11 protein-coding genes (1 of these 11 cut by a window edge) are annotated in these 13,619 nt (G+C 65.6%); 6 read left to right on the top strand and 5 right to left on the bottom strand.

Annotation, left to right across the window (positions count from 1 at the left end; all coding sequences use genetic code 11):
* Positions 1–1,090 carry the start of a molybdopterin cofactor-binding domain-containing protein gene (locus DT070_RS09010; RefSeq protein ID WP_122955083.1) on the bottom strand. 1,223 nt of this gene lie to the left of the window's left edge, so the window shows 1,090 of its 2,313 coding nt (coding positions 1–1,090); its start codon is at positions 1,088–1,090; the stop codon falls past the left edge of the window.
* Positions 1,087–1,566, bottom strand: coding sequence for a (2Fe-2S)-binding protein (locus tag DT070_RS09005; protein ID WP_122955082.1), 480 nt, complete (start codon positions 1,564–1,566; stop codon positions 1,087–1,089). Before DT070_RS09005 ends, DT070_RS09010 begins: the two co-directional genes overlap by 4 nt.
* Positions 1,567–1,761: 195 nt before the next feature.
* Here DT070_RS09005 and DT070_RS09000 point away from each other — a divergent pair, with 195 nt between their 5' ends.
* Together DT070_RS09000 and DT070_RS08995 are read left to right on the top strand one after the other, a co-directional pair.
* Complete coding sequence (locus tag DT070_RS09000; RefSeq protein WP_122955081.1) at positions 1,762–3,690, top strand: ATP-binding cassette domain-containing protein; 1,929 nt, start codon at positions 1,762–1,764, stop codon at positions 3,688–3,690.
* A 124-nt stretch (positions 3,691–3,814) separates the two neighbouring features.
* A complete protein-coding gene (locus DT070_RS08995) occupies positions 3,815–5,557 on the top strand; it encodes a phospholipase D family protein (protein ID WP_122955080.1) in 1,743 nt (580 codons plus the stop codon).
* Positions 5,558–5,715: 158 nt separating this feature from the next.
* On the opposite strand, the gene DT070_RS08990 is transcribed toward DT070_RS08995, so the two are convergent.
* A complete protein-coding gene (locus DT070_RS08990; RefSeq protein WP_153976247.1) occupies positions 5,716–5,979 on the bottom strand; it encodes a hypothetical protein in 264 nt (87 codons plus the stop codon).
* Between the two features lie 218 nt (positions 5,980–6,197).
* On the opposite strand from DT070_RS08990, the gene DT070_RS08985 reads away from it, so the two are divergent.
* Positions 6,198–7,031, top strand: coding sequence for a creatininase family protein (locus DT070_RS08985; RefSeq protein ID WP_122955078.1), 834 nt, complete (start codon positions 6,198–6,200; stop codon positions 7,029–7,031).
* 9 nt (positions 7,032–7,040) lie between these two features.
* Here the strand turns inward: DT070_RS08985 and DT070_RS08980 are convergent, their stop codons facing one another.
* Positions 7,041–8,465 (bottom strand): hypothetical protein, encoded by a 1,425-nt coding sequence (locus tag DT070_RS08980; RefSeq protein ID WP_122955077.1) that lies wholly within the window; start codon positions 8,463–8,465, stop codon positions 7,041–7,043.
* Entirely contained in the window at positions 8,465–9,739 is a 1,275-nt protein-coding gene (locus tag DT070_RS08975) for an SPFH domain-containing protein (RefSeq protein ID WP_122955076.1), read from the bottom strand. The genes DT070_RS08980 and DT070_RS08975 overlap by 1 nt, the downstream gene beginning before the upstream one ends.
* Positions 9,740–9,966: 227 nt before the next feature.
* Between DT070_RS08975 and DT070_RS08970 the strand changes: the two genes are divergently transcribed.
* The 3 genes from DT070_RS08970 to DT070_RS08960 all read left to right on the top strand — a co-directional run bounded on the left by DT070_RS08970 (position 9,967) and on the right by DT070_RS08960 (position 13,464).
* A complete protein-coding gene (locus tag DT070_RS08970; RefSeq protein WP_122955075.1) occupies positions 9,967–10,692 on the top strand; it encodes a response regulator transcription factor in 726 nt (241 codons plus the stop codon).
* Positions 10,689–12,818: a sensor histidine kinase KdpD gene (locus DT070_RS08965; RefSeq protein WP_122955074.1), complete on the top strand. Its 2,130-nt coding sequence runs from the start codon at positions 10,689–10,691 to the stop codon at positions 12,816–12,818. Before DT070_RS08970 ends, DT070_RS08965 begins: the two co-directional genes overlap by 4 nt.
* Positions 12,819–13,005: 187 nt before the next feature.
* Positions 13,006–13,464: an Lrp/AsnC family transcriptional regulator gene (locus DT070_RS08960; protein ID WP_122955073.1), complete on the top strand. Its 459-nt coding sequence runs from the start codon at positions 13,006–13,008 to the stop codon at positions 13,462–13,464.
* The last annotated feature ends 155 nt before the right edge of the window (positions 13,465–13,619 follow it).

The following is a 13,619-nucleotide window of genomic DNA, read 5'->3' as shown; positions in this document are numbered from 1 at the left end:
TATAGAAGGTGCTGCCCTCCTCCCGTTCCAGGGCGGTTTCCAGTGCTTTTTCAATGTTGCGGCTGTCCAGCGGGCCGGCGGGCCGCTGCTGCCAATCCACCGGCACGGCCAGGGCCGCCTGCTGGGCCTGCCACCAGGTTTTGCCCACCACGGCCAGCCCCGCCGTCGACCCGGCATAAGCGGGCAGGCGCACCAGGCGCTCCACCCCGGGCAAGGCCAGCGCCGCATTGGCCTGGATGGCGCCCGCCGAGCCGCCCAACATGGGGCAAAGCCGGACCGCCGCGTACAGCATGCCGGGCAGCCGCACATCCAGCCCGTAGATGGCACTGCCGTCGACCTTGGCCGGGATATCCAGGCGCGGCGCGTTGCGCCCGACCAGCTTCCAGTCCTTGCGGCTTTTGAGGGTGACCTCACCCGGCGGCGTCACGGCGGCAAATTTGGCCAGCTCCCCATAGTGGGCCGACGGGCCGGACGGATGCGAGATCACGCCGTCTTTGACGCTGAGCTCATCGACCGGCAGCTTCCAATCCAGCGAGGCCGCCCCGAGCAAGGAAGCGCGTGCCGTCGCCGCGGCCGTTCGCAGCACCTCCCAGGCGTCCGCGACGCTGGAGGAGCCACCCGTGGCATTGATGCCCAGCTCACGGGCCAGCTTGCCCATCATCCATTCGCCGACCCTGACCTTGGTCGGGCGCACCCTGGGTGCGCCTTCAGGGGCAAAGTCATCGACTTCGAGCGGGTGAAACGGCAGGCTGCCGACCAGCATGGCGACGTTGCCGTAAATCGTGTCGGCGCCGGCCTGCTCCAGGCTGACGCGTTCCAGCGGCACATCCAGCTCTTCAGCCACCAGCATGGCCAGCGCGGTGTGCACGCCCTGCCCCATCTCGCTGCGCGGCATGGCCAGCACCACGCCGCCGTCGGCCCTGATCTTGATCCAGCCGTTGAACACCACGCCTGTCAGGTCGGGCTCGCCGCCGGCCGGCCAGGGTTTGGCCGCGCTGCCCAGGCGCGAACGGGCCGGCAGCAGGCACCAGCCCACCACCAGCGCCCCGGCGCCGCCCGCCGCGCTCAGCAGCCACGCCCGTCTCTTCATGCCCTGGCCTTTTTCACAGCGCCGCCGGGCACGATGCCTGCCGCGCGCTTGATGGCCACCCGGATCCGCTGGTAAGTGCCGCAGCGGCAGATATTGGTCATGGCGGCGTCGATGTCGTCGTCTGTCGGCCGGGGCTTTTTGTCGAGCAGCGCGGCGGCCGCCATCAGCATGCCGGACTGGCAATAGCCGCACTGGGGCACCTGCTCGGCGATCCAGGCGGTCTGCAGGGCGTGGGGTTTGCCCGGCGCGCCCAGCGCTTCAATGGTCTGGATACGCTTGCCGGTCACGGCCGACACCGGCACGCTGCAGGACCGCACGGCCTCGCCGTCCACCCGCACGGTGCAGGCGCCGCAGGCAGCCACGCCGCAGCCGTACTTGGTGCCCGTCATGTTCAGCACATCGCGCAGCACCCACAACAAGGGCATGCCGGGATCGGCGTCGGCCTGGACGATGCGGCCATTGATTTGCAGTTCCAAGGTCCCTCCTTCGGCGATCGGATCGCCGGAACGGATGACTATATCGGCGAGGGGCGGCAGGCGATAGGGCGCGGATGCCACACCGGCCGCAGAGGTAAGAACTTGTATTTACGGGTGGCGCAGGGCGGCCAGCGACGTCGATGAAGGACCCACAAAGAGGCCGCGTCACCACAGGGGCGGATAATCTGCCCCCTTATGGCACTTATTACCTTACTGGACGCCCAACTCGCTTTTGGGCACGTCGCGCTGCTGGACCACGCAGATTTTTCCCTTGAAAGCAACCAGCGCATCGGCCTGATCGGCCGCAACGGCACGGGCAAGTCGTCCCTGCTGAAAATCCTCGCCGGCCTGGAAAAACCCGATGACGGCACGCTGCAGTTGCAGCAGAACCTGCGCATCGCCTATGTGCCGCAAGAACCCAGCCTGGACCCGCATGCTACTGTTTTTATAGCAGCAAGTGCAGGACTGGCAAGGACCAGGCACGTCGTTGAGCAATATCTGGCGGCCGACGAAAACACCGACCTGGACGCCCTGCAATCCGAAATCGAAGCCCTGGACGGCTGGACCTGGGAGCAGCGGGTGGAAGAAACCCTGCACCGCCTGCACCTGGACAAGGACGCCATCGTCGGCTCGCTGTCGGGTGGCACCAAAAAGCGCGTGGCGCTGGCGCAGGCGCTGGTCGCCAAGCCCGACGTGCTGCTGCTCGACGAGCCGACCAATCACCTGGACCTGGATTCCATCGCCTGGCTGGAAGAGCTGCTGGTCAATTTCAACGGCAGCATCATCACCATCACCCATGACCGGGCCTTCCTGGACCAGGTCGCCACCGTCATCGTCGAGCTGGATCGCGGCAAGCTCAACAGCTACCCCGGCAACTTTGCCCAGTACCTGGTGCAAAAAGAAGAGCAGATGGCACAGGAAGCCGTCATCAACGCCAAGGCCGACAAGCTGCTGGCGCAAGAGGAAATCTGGATCCGCAAGGGCGTGGAAGCGCGCCGCACCCGCAGCGTGGCGCGCATCGGGCGTCTCGAGGTTCTGCGCGAAAGCCGAGCCTCACGGCGTGACGCGGTCGGCCGCGTCAACCTGGATGTCTCCAGCGGCGAGAAAAGCGGCAAGATCGTTGCCGAGTTGACCGATGTGAGCAAAAGCTTCGGCCACCCCGGCAGCGAAAAGCTCATCGTCAACAAATTCACCGGCACTTTGCTGCGTGGCGACAAGGTCGGCTTGCTGGGCCCCAACGGCGCCGGCAAGACCACGCTGCTCAAGCTCATCCTGGGCGAGCTGCAACCCGACGTGACCACGCCGCCCGGCAAGATCCGCCAGGGCGCCAACCTGCAGGTGGCCTACTTCGACCAGATGCGCGACAGCCTGGACCTTGACGCGACGCTGGAAGACTTCATCAGCCCCGGCAGCGAATGGGTGGAGATCAACGGTGCCAAAAAACACGTCAAGAGCTACCTCACCGACTTCCTCTTTTCGCCGGCGCGCGCCAATTCGCCGGTGCGCACCCTCTCGGGCGGTGAGCGCAACCGCCTGCTGCTGGCGCGCCTGTTTGCGCGGCCGGCCAATGTGCTGGTGCTGGACGAGCCGACCAACGACCTGGACATCGACACGCTGGAGCTGCTGGAAGACCTGCTGCAAAACTACGAAGGCACGGTATTTTTGGTCAGCCACGACAGGCGCTTCCTGGACAACGTGGTCACCAGCACCATCGCCTATGAAGGCACGCCCGAGAATCCGGGCTTCTGGCGCGAGTACGAAGGCGGCGTGACGGACTGGATCACCCAGTCCAAACGCGCGGCGCAGATCACCGGCGCGGGGAAAACGCCCGCCTCGCCTTCCAGTCCCAAATCCTCAAGCAAAAACACGCCCCAGCCCAATAAGGACGTGGGTGAGGCGCTATCAAAAAAGAAGCTGAGCTACAAGGAACAGCGTGAGCTGGACGGCCTGCCGGCGCTGATCCAGCAACTCGAGTCGCAGCAAAAAGCGATTGAGCAGGAGCTGTACGACGGCACGCTCTACAGCACCAATGCCAAACGGGCGGCCGAGCTGAACGCGCGCAACACCAAGATCGAGGAAGAGCTGATGGAGGCGCTGCAACGCTGGGAAACGTTGTCGGCGTAAGCGCCCACTGCCGTCAGACACGCCCGGTTTGTGCACTCAAGCCGGGCTCCTACAAAAAGTGTCGGCGGCGCCGCAGGCGGCCCCGGCATCAAATACATCTCCTTACGCTACAGTGGTCCGCACCATGCCGACCACCATTAGCGCCTTTCACGGCAACCATTCCTTCCTTCCGGCGCTGCGCCGCGTGCTGCCGGCGCTCGCCCTGGCGTTCACCGCCTTGTGGCTCACCGGCTGCGCTTCGCTGCCCAGCGAGGTCGACAGGCCGGTATCCACCGCGCTGGCCAACCCGGCCGAAACCCGGCTGGGAGCGCTGGTCGCCGCCCGCGCCGCCACGGCCGGCACCCGCAACGACTCGGGTTTTGCGCTGGTGGGCGATGCCGAGCTGGCTTTCACCAGCCGCATGACGCTGATCAAGGCGGCGCAGAAGACGCTGGACATCCAGTACTACGCCATCTTTGCCGACGAAACCACCGAACGCATGTTCGACGCCCTGCGCGAAGCCGCCGGCCGCGGCGTGCGCATCCGCATCCTGCTGGACGACTTCAACACCTCGGGCAAAAACGCGCAGGTGCTCAAGCTGGCCTTTGAGAAAAATTTTGAACTGCGCCTCTTCAATCCGATCCCGGGCGGGCGGGGCTCGCTGGTGTTTCGCATCCTGGGCAACCTGAAGGACGCCGACCGCCTGCAGCGGCGCATGCACAACAAGATCTTTGTGGCCGACAACGCGGTGGCCATCACCGGCGGGCGCAACCTGGGCGAGACCTACTTCGGCCAGAGCGAAGGCACCAACTTTGTCGACATCGACGTGCTGGCGGCCGGCCGCATCGCACGCGACCTGTCACGCAGCTTCGACCAGTACTGGAACAACCCGCTGGCCTACCCGGTGCAGTCGCTGATGACGGCCGAAGAGATCGATGCGCTCAAGCGCCCTCCGCCCGGCGCCGTGCCGGCCAAGCCGCAAGAAGACCCGGGAGCGCTGGCCGCCGCGACGCAGGCCGCCATCGCCAAGTCGAATGCCGACGCCAACGACGGTATCAACAGCACGACCACCACACGCACCGTCACGTCGCCCACCGGCGTGACCACCACCATTGCACCGCTGCCCGACTCGGCCGACCTGCGGCTTTTGACCTGGACCTGGGCCCCTTCGGTGCTGCTGGTCGACAAGCCCTCCAAGATCGCGGCCGACGCCGACTCGACCGAAGAATCACAGGACACGGCCGTGGACGGCCTGCTGCAGCTGATGGCGCAGGCCAAAGGCAATTTGCTCATCGTCTCGCCCTACTTTGTGCCCGGCGAACGCATGATGAAAGGTTTTGCCGAGCTGCGGCAACGCGGCGTTCGTGTGCGTGTGCTCACCAACTCGCTGGCTTCCAACGACGCGCCGGCTGCGCATGTGGGCTACGCCCGCTACCGCAAGGCCTTGCTGGAGATGGGCATCGAGATTTATGAAATGCGTGCCGAGCAGGAGGGCTCGTTCAGCAGCTTCGGCTCGGCCGCGCTGGCCGGCGGGTCTACCGGCGGCTCCAAAGGCGGTTCGCGCGCCAGCCTGCACTCCAAGGTGGTGGTGATGGACGACCGCCTGCTGGTGGTCGGATCGATGAACCTGGATTTGCGCTCTCAGCTGCAAAACAGCGAGGTCGCCATCGTGATCCGCAACCGCGCCATCTCGGCCGAAGCCACGCGGCTGATCGAGCCGACGCTGGCCAGCGGGGCCTACCGGGTGGAGCTGCAGGACGGCCAGCTGGTCTGGCGGGCGCCGCAGGGGTCGCAACTGAAGGACACCCAGGTGGAACCGGATGCGAGTTGGGGCCTGAAGCTGATGCTCAAGCTGATCGGGCCGTTTGCGCCGGACGAAATGCTGTAGAGGATTTTTAAGCATTTTTGGCCTCCAGCCCAATCATTGCCTTGGCTTTAAGCTATTAAATTAATAGCAAAAGGGATGCTTGCCGCTCAGGCTCAGGCGCATCCGGGCAGGCCTACGGGTCTATCCTGGCGCGGAAGGCTATTGCCGGCGTGGCAACTTCAAGGCTTGGCAGCGAACGCCACCACAGGGGTATCAATGCGCACACGCAGGCTGACCACGGTGCTGGCGCCGGAAGGCAGGGCGCCTATGTCCCAGCGCAGTGCGCGGTATTCGGCCAGCGGCACCGGCTCCTTGCGCGTGCTGCCATCGGCCTGCTTGACCACGCGGGTCAGCGGCATGGGCGCGAATGTGGTGCCGTCGGTAGAGGCCATGGCCTGGGTGGGCTCGGCACTGGCCTGAACCAATGTGGTGCCGGGCGGCACCGGCAGCGTGGCCAGCAGCTTGGCCGCTGGCGTGGCGCCGGTGTTCGTGTTCTTTCACGTAAACACCCCGCAACATGTGCGCGTGCTCCTGAATTGATAGCAAAAGGCCTCCATGCATTAAGGCCGTTCTTGTTTCAGCACCCGCTGCCTTGCGGCCTTCCGCCAGCCGGGGGCTTCCGTCAAACAGGCGCCACGGGCAAATAGCTCAAAATACGGCCATGACGCCACTCCCACCCCGCCACTGGTCGACCCTCAAATCCCCGGACTTCGCCCAGCTGGACCTGGCCCGCTGCATCGCGGTGCTGCCGGTGGCCGCGGTCGAGCAGCACGGCCCGCACCTGCCGCTGAATGTGGACGCGACGCTGGTGGACGGTGTGGTCGAGGCGGCCTTGCCGCATTTGCCGGCCGCGCAGCCGGTGCTGTTTTTGCCGACGCAGTCGGTGGGCTTCAGCCCCGAACACACCCGCTTTGCCGGCACGCTCACACTGAAAGCCGAGACGGTGATCCGGCTCTGGACCGAGGTCGCTGAATCCGTGGCGCAGACGGGCGTGAAGAAACTGGTGCTGCTCAATTCGCACGGGGGCCAGGTCGGCCTGCTGGATGTGGTGGCGCGCGACCTGCGTGCGCGGCTGGGCATGCTGGTTTACAGCGTGAACTGGTTCAACCTGCCGCTCACCGGTGAGGACGGCAAATCAGTCAACGATTTATTCAGTGCTGAAGAGCATCGCTTCGGCATCCATGCCGGCGAGATCGAGACCTCGATGATGCTGGCGCTCAAGCCGGAGCAGGTCGACATGGCCAAAGCACAGAACTTTCACTCCACCTCGCAAGACCGCGCCGCCAGATTCAGCATCCTCGGCGACGGCCGCAGCGCCAAGCTGGCCTGGCAGATGCAGGACTACAACCCGCAGGGCGCTGTGGGCAATGCCGCGGCCGCCACAGCGGACAAAGGCCGCGCCCTGCTGGATGCCGCAGGGCGCAGCCTGGCGCAATTGCTGGTGCAGATCGATCAGTTACCCGCCGATACGCTGAGCGATAAAACGGCTTTCTAGAAGCGGCCCCTAGCGCAGGATCACGGTCTGGCGCTTCCACCCGGCGTCCTGCCAGCGGTTAAAGGCGGCCAGCGCGCTGGCGTCTCCCGCCTGTTTCTCGGTCGTCAGCGTATCCATGCGCGCCACTTCAAAGCTGCGGCGCAGGCGCCCGGCAATGCGGGTCTCGCGGGCCAGCAGTATCTGCGGCGCGCCGCGCACCCAGCCGGCAAATTCCACGTAACCCAGCTCGGGGCCGTTGCTGGCAGGCGGCAAGACTTCAACCGTCCACTGCCCGGCGCTCTTGCGAAACACCCACAACTCGCGCCATGCGTCCAGCGGTTGCACGGCCAGCGCCAGCGCATGGCCGTCAGGGTGGGCGCTGGCGGAAGCGGCCCACACGATGCCGTAGGTGCAGCGTTTTGCCACGGCATCCTTGCCGGGTTTGCCGTCGGCCTTGTTTTCGTACAGCGCCACGCAGGTTTCACCGGCCTGGCCGGCCTCGGTGGCCACGGTCAATTTGGCGAAACGCGGCAGCGCCGTTTCCGCAGCCCAGCGCGAGGCACCGACCCGAATGGCCGCGTCGTTGTAATCCTGCCGGTCGCTATCCGTCAGCTCGGCTTTGTTCACGGCAGCGAGTTCCGCCAGCGCGCGCTGGGCGGCCGCCATGGGGGCTTCGGCCCGGCGCGCCTGTTCAAACGCCAGGCTGGCATACACCCCCGCGCGGCGCAGGCGCAGGCGGTTCTTGCTGACCTCAGACAGCTGAGCGAACTGCGCGGCGCTGACTTTGTCCAGCATCTCGGCGCGCCACAGGTCGTGCGCCATACGCGCTTGCGGGTGCAGATCGGGGCTCATGCAGTCGGGCCGGGTCGCGGCCAGGGCGGCGCGGGCGCGCTGCTCCGCCTCTGCGGGCAAGGCCAGCACGCGGCGAAAGGCTTCGCCGTTGTAGCAAAGCTGCATGCTGCCGCCCTGCTCATAGCCCTTGAAGGTCACGCCGTAAAAAGACGCCACTTCCATGTGCGCGGAAATCACGTCGCTGGTGGCCTTGTTGTGTTTCATCGATGCGCGGCGCGCCAGTCGTTCGGCCATGGTGCCCAGCGCGTCAAACGCTTCCACACCGATGGCGTCTGCCGGCGCGGCCTTCAGGTAGGCGGCCGTGTAGGCAATGCCCAGGGACTCATCGCCCGGGCTTTCGCGCAGAAAGCGCACCACCGACAACAACTGCGGCGCATCTTCCGGCTGCAGCGAGACGGTGCGCACCTGGCTCACGTGGATGAAGCCCGCGCGTTCACGCCGGTGGTCGTACACCTGCAGGTAGTCCATGCGCTGGCCGCGGATCTCGAGCGAGTCGCCTTGCCAGAGCGCGGCCTGCTGCGCGGCTGAATCACGGGGCGCGGCGCGCAGGGTGGCCTGGTCTTGCGTGACGATGGCCAGTGTGAGGAGTGCGGTGGTGATCATTATTCGGCTTCCTGGTTGTCTTGCGTGTCGGCGCCGCGGGGGGCTTGCGCCACGGTGCGGCCGGCCTTGGGCGCGCCGCCCAGCAGGCCCGCGCCGACAAAGCCGCCGTCGGTGGAAGGCGGGGCGATGATCACGGTGATCTTGTCGCTGAGCTTGTCGGCCATGGTCTTCTGGATCAGCAGCGGGTGGCGCGTGATCAGCACCCCTTCACGCGCCATCTGCTCGCTGTTGATCTTGCCCACGCGGTCCAGCCGGTAGGCTTCGGCGTCGGCCAGCTTCTGGCGAGAATCGGCCTCGCCCGAGGCTTCGATGCGCCTGGCCTGCGCGCTGCCTTCGGCCGTGCGGATGCGCGACTGCTTGTCGGCTTCGGCTTCCAGCTGGCGCTGCTCGATCTGCTTTTGTTTGAAGGGCAGGACATGTTTCATGGCTTCTTCCTGCGCCCTGGCGGCAATCACCTGCTCGCTGGCGGCGGCTTGCGCATTGGTTTCGCGGCGCACCTTTTCGGCCAAGGCATCCAGCTCGGTTTCCTTTACGCGCTTTTCTTTCAAGGCGATGGTGTAGCGCATTTTTTCGGTCGCAAGTTCTTCGGCGAGCAGCTTGTCCATGCCCTGGCGGTAGTCGGCGGGCAGGTCCACCTTGCCCATCTGAACCGTGCGCAGCAGGATGCCGTCGGCCGCCAGCTTGGGCTTGAGCTCCGCTTCGATGAGCTGCTGGATCTCGGCACGCTTGCTCGAGAAAATCTCGCGCACGGTGTAGCGGGTGAAGGTCTTGTAGATCACGCCCTGCACGGCGGGCTGCACGATCTGGCCGGCGATGTCGTCGGGCAGGTTTTTCGACAGCGCGTTGACTTTGGCGGGGTCCAGCGCATAACGCACCGTGAGGTCCACGCCCAGCGACATGCCTTCGATCGACTGGAAGGGCGAAGGGCCGTCGGCCCGGCTGCTGCCTTCGGGGCGGTAGACCTGGTCGCGCAGCGAAAACATGCGCACTTCATGCAGGCCAGGCAACAACAGCAGCGAGCCTTCGCGGAACTCGTCGACGTTGCCGGTCAGCTGGTTGGTGCGGATGGCCACGTCGCCGCGCTGCACCGATTCGACAGGGGGATGCACCCACAACAGGTAGCCGGCGGCCGCCACGGCGGCGGTCGCGATCATCAGGCCGCTGGCGCTGGCGGCGCGCCGCACACCGTTGGCGGCGATGCGGCGGGTGCCGTGCACCCCCCTGGCAAAGATGGCGGAAATGCGTTCGGCGATGCGGCTAAGACGTGGGCTCATGATGGTTCCTCCGGTGGTTTTGGTGAGAGGCGCGGATTGCGCTTTCTCTGGCCTCCATTGTTCGAATCGGGCCCGGAGCATTCAATGCGTTCATGCGGTGTCTTTGCGCGGTTGGGCGGCGGCAAGCCTCCGCCAACGGAAGAAACACTCACACGGTGAGAGGCAGGCCACACCCATAATGGCGGCACCCCATCCTCCTGACGACTCCTGACGACTCCTGACGCCTCATGACCAAAATTGCCGTGATCGAAGACGACTTGCCCATGAGCAACCAGCTCAAGGGATGGATTGAATCGGCCCGCCCGGGCATCCAGGTCGACCAGTGGTTCAACCGCGACGACGCCGAAGCTGCCGTGGCCCGCGAAGACTACGACGCCGTGGTGCTGGACATCGAACTGGGCCGCGAACGCCATGCCGGCGTGGCCATCATCAACGCCATCAACAAGCAGCAGCACGGCACACCGGTGCTGGTGGTGTCGGCCATGCCGGCCGCCATTTACCGCAGCATCATGAAGGCGCTGGACGCCTGGGACTACCTGCAAAAAACCACGTTTGAAGAAGCCGACTTCATCGAAACCTTCCTCGACATCCTGCGCACCGCCAAGGCCAAACCCACGGGCAAAGCCCCTGCCGCCGACAGCCAGGAGCTGCAGCTGGACCCGCTGCGCCAGAACACCGCCATCTGGCGCGGCCAGCGCGTGAACCTGCCGCTGACGGCGCAGCGCATCCTGGCGGCGCTGCATGCGCGCCGCGGCGAGGTGGTCAGCTACGACGACCTTTACCAGGTGGTCAAGAGCGGCCGCAACCGCGACAACATCCGCAAGCACGTCAGCACCATCCGCGACGCCTTCCGTGAAATCGACGCCACGTTTGACGGCATTGAAAACGTGCCCATGCGCGGCTTTCGCTGGGCCGAGGCGGCAGAGGCCCCGCGCGGCAAAGGCAAGGCATGAAGCTGCCCACGCGCCAGGATGTCGAGCGCCTGCTGCCGGCGCGCGTGCCCTTCGGACTGCGGGTATTTTTTCGCGGTGCTTTCCTGCTGCTGGGTCTGGCCACCGTGGCGCTGGCGCTCGCCGTGTTGCAGGACGAAAAAGAACGCAGCTACCGCAACTACCAGGACGGGTTTCGCAAAAACCAGGCGCAGATCGCGGCCAAGCTGCGCCACCCCACCGGCCAGCTGGTGCTGCTCAACCCCACGGCCTACGACCGCGAGGTCACGCCGCTGCGCCCGCTGGTGCTGCCGTTTTCGGCCATCGATTTTGACGACCGCAACAAGGCCCAGCAGGCGGTGGAGATGGCCGGCTGCCTGGTGCAGTACCCCGATGCGGCCTCGATGTGCGTGGCCGTCGGCAACAACCCCTTCGCCGGCGGTTTTATCTATGCCGTCGGCAGTTTCAACAGCGGCCCGCTGGTGCCCCATACCTCAGGCACGCTGGATTTGAGCCTGGCGCACCGCGCCCGCATCACGGTGGACATGCGCGGGCAACGCTACCGCTGGATTGCGCCTTTCCAGTCCATGCAGGCCCTGGACGAGGGCCGCAACGCCGCGCCTTTTGCCAACGCCCGGGGGCGGCTGGTGGGCTTTGCCGACGAGGGTCCCATCACGCCGGCCAGCCGGCCGGTGCGCGATTTTCGCGGCTGGCTGTGGCAAGACAGCCGCTGTGTGGACGGCACGCTGGCCGCAGACCCGGAATGTGCGCGGCGCGCCTTTGTGAGCGTGCGGCTGCCGGTGGAGCTGTTTCGCGAAGCGCTCTTTTCCAAAGGGCCTGCGGGCATCGTCTGGCCGCCGGCCGACCTGGACCAGATCAAGGTGCAGGTGGAAATGCTGGCGCCCGGTGAAGGCAAGCTGTTGTTCGACAGCAATGCCGCAGGCGCCACGGCGCCCTTCTCCTGGGCTGAACTCACGCCGCTGCTGCTGCCCGGCGAAAAGCTGCGCATCCGCAAACTGGGCGCTGGCGGCGCCAGCACCGAGATCGTGGCACTGTCGGGCGCCGAGGCCACGGAGCGTTCTTCACCGCTGATCGCCTCCCTGATCCGCCGGCTGCAGGTCGACGGGTACGACGCGCCTATCACCAGCGCCGAGACCATCAGCACACCGCTGGGGCGTTATGAGCTCTCGCTCACCGGCGACATCCGCACCGTCAACAAGGCGCTCACGGCCGTGGCCACCCGCGTGTCCTGGTTTGTGGGCGGCATGCTGCTGGCCATCTTTGTGACCTGGCTGGCCATTGAGCTGCGCATCATCCGCCGCATCACCGAGCTCACGCGCCGCGCCGCCACCGTGTCCAAGGGCGTGCGCGCCAGCGACAACCTGGCCACGGTGGACCTGGCGGATTTGCGCGGCGGCGACGAACTGGGCGTGCTGGCCGGCGGCCTGCAGGATTTGTTGCAGCGCGTGAACGAAGACGTGCGCCGCGAGCAGATCCGCATCGCCCAGGAAAAAGACACCTGGCATGCGGTCGGCCACGAAATCATGTCGCCGCTGCAGTCGCTGATGGTGCTGCACGGCAATGCCGACGACCCGGCGCACCGCTACATCAGCCGCATGCAGCAGGCTGTGCGCGTGCTCTACGGCAGCGCCTCGCCGAGCGAAGCCTTTGAGTCCACCGCGCTCAATGTGCAGACGCTGGACGCCAATGAGTTCCTCAGCCATGTGGCGCGCAACGCCGCCGCCGCGGGCATCCCGGGCGTGGCGTTTGAGCCGCTGGCGCAGCCGGTCAGGGTGCGCGCCGACGAGTATTCGCTGGAAGACGTGGTGTCGCACGTGCTGCGCAATGCCGAGCGCCATCGCCTGCCCGGCAGCCTGATCCGCATCACGCTGTCGCAACAGGCGCAGGAAGGCACCGCGCCTGAAGCCGTGATCACCATCAGCAACCTGGGCCCGCAGATCGAGGCCGGCCTGCTGGAGAAGATCTTCGAGTACGGTGTGTCCGGCCAGCCCGACACCGGCGCGGCGGGCCAGCGCGGCCAGGGCCTGTTTGTCGCCAAAACCTATATGGCCAAGATGGGCGGCACCATCACCGCACGCAACCTGGACGGCGGCGTTTGCCTGGAGTTGCGCCTGCAGTGCGCGACCTGAAAAATCAAAGCCCCCAGCAGGCGGTAACCTGATGGGGGCTTTGTCTTGCCAGACGGACCGGTAAGCCCGCTGCCATGGAAGAAAGTATCGCCTGGGTGGCCCCGAATAATTTGCCTGATTTGCTGCTGATTTCTCCGTAAACAGATAAAAAATCTGTGGAATCGCAAATTTCAGATAAATTACCCGGATGGACACTTTAGACCGGAAAATCCTTCAGGTTTTGCAGGCCGACGCACGCACCAGCCTGCAAGACATCGGCCAGGCCGTGGGCCTGAGCCCTTCGCCCTGCTGGGGCCGCATCAAGAAGATGGAGGAAGCCGGCGTGATCGAGGGCTACACCGTGCGGCTCAATGCGCAGGCGCTGGGCCTGGGCGACACGGTGATGGTGCAGGTCACGCTCGACAGCCATTCCGACAACACGCTGGAGAAATTCGGCGAAACGCTGGCGGCGATTCCCGAGGTGATTGAGGCCTGGCTCGTGTCCGGCGAGTACGACTACCTGCTGCGCATCGCCGTGCACGACACCAAGGATTACGAACGCCTGCTGCGCGAGCGGCTCTACAAGATCAAAGGCATACGCCACAGCAAGTCGAGCTTTGTGCTGCGCACGCTCAAGAAGGCCGATTTGCCTCTGCTACCGGGTTGAGAACTGTTCCCTGTTTGCCATCTCCGTTGGCCTCGGGGTGTCGCGCTACCCGTCCGCCCTGAGGCGTCGAAGGGCTGTTGCGGTTCAGGGCTTCGACAGCTCAGCCTGAACGGAGAACAAAGAGCGGGAAACGTAGTGCTATCAATTCAGGAGCT

The organism is Polaromonas sp. SP1, assembly GCF_003711205.1.
Lineage (GTDB): Bacteria > Pseudomonadota > Gammaproteobacteria > Burkholderiales > Burkholderiaceae_C > Polaromonas.
The sequence above is the reverse complement of the archived record's forward strand: the minus strand, read 5'-3'. Positions and strand labels throughout refer to the sequence as shown.

Excerpts from the sequence above, each read along its gene's own strand:
- DT070_RS09000 (WP_122955081.1), top strand. The coding sequence starts at position 1,762 with ATGGCACTTATTACCTTACTGGACGCCCAACTCGCTTTTGGGCACGTC.
- DT070_RS08995 (WP_122955080.1), top strand. The coding sequence starts at position 3,815 with ATGCCGACCACCATTAGCGCCTTTCACGGCAACCATTCCTTCCTTCCG.
- DT070_RS08985 (WP_122955078.1), top strand. The coding sequence starts at position 6,198 with ATGACGCCACTCCCACCCCGCCACTGGTCGACCCTCAAATCCCCGGAC.
- DT070_RS08980 (WP_122955077.1), bottom strand. The coding sequence starts at position 8,465 with ATGATCACCACCGCACTCCTCACACTGGCCATCGTCACGCAAGACCAG.
- DT070_RS08975 (WP_122955076.1), bottom strand. The coding sequence starts at position 9,739 with ATGAGCCCACGTCTTAGCCGCATCGCCGAACGCATTTCCGCCATCTTT.
- DT070_RS08970 (WP_122955075.1), top strand. The coding sequence starts at position 9,967 with ATGACCAAAATTGCCGTGATCGAAGACGACTTGCCCATGAGCAACCAG.
- DT070_RS08965 (WP_122955074.1), top strand. The coding sequence starts at position 10,689 with ATGAAGCTGCCCACGCGCCAGGATGTCGAGCGCCTGCTGCCGGCGCGC.
- DT070_RS08960 (WP_122955073.1), top strand. The coding sequence starts at position 13,006 with ATGGACACTTTAGACCGGAAAATCCTTCAGGTTTTGCAGGCCGACGCA.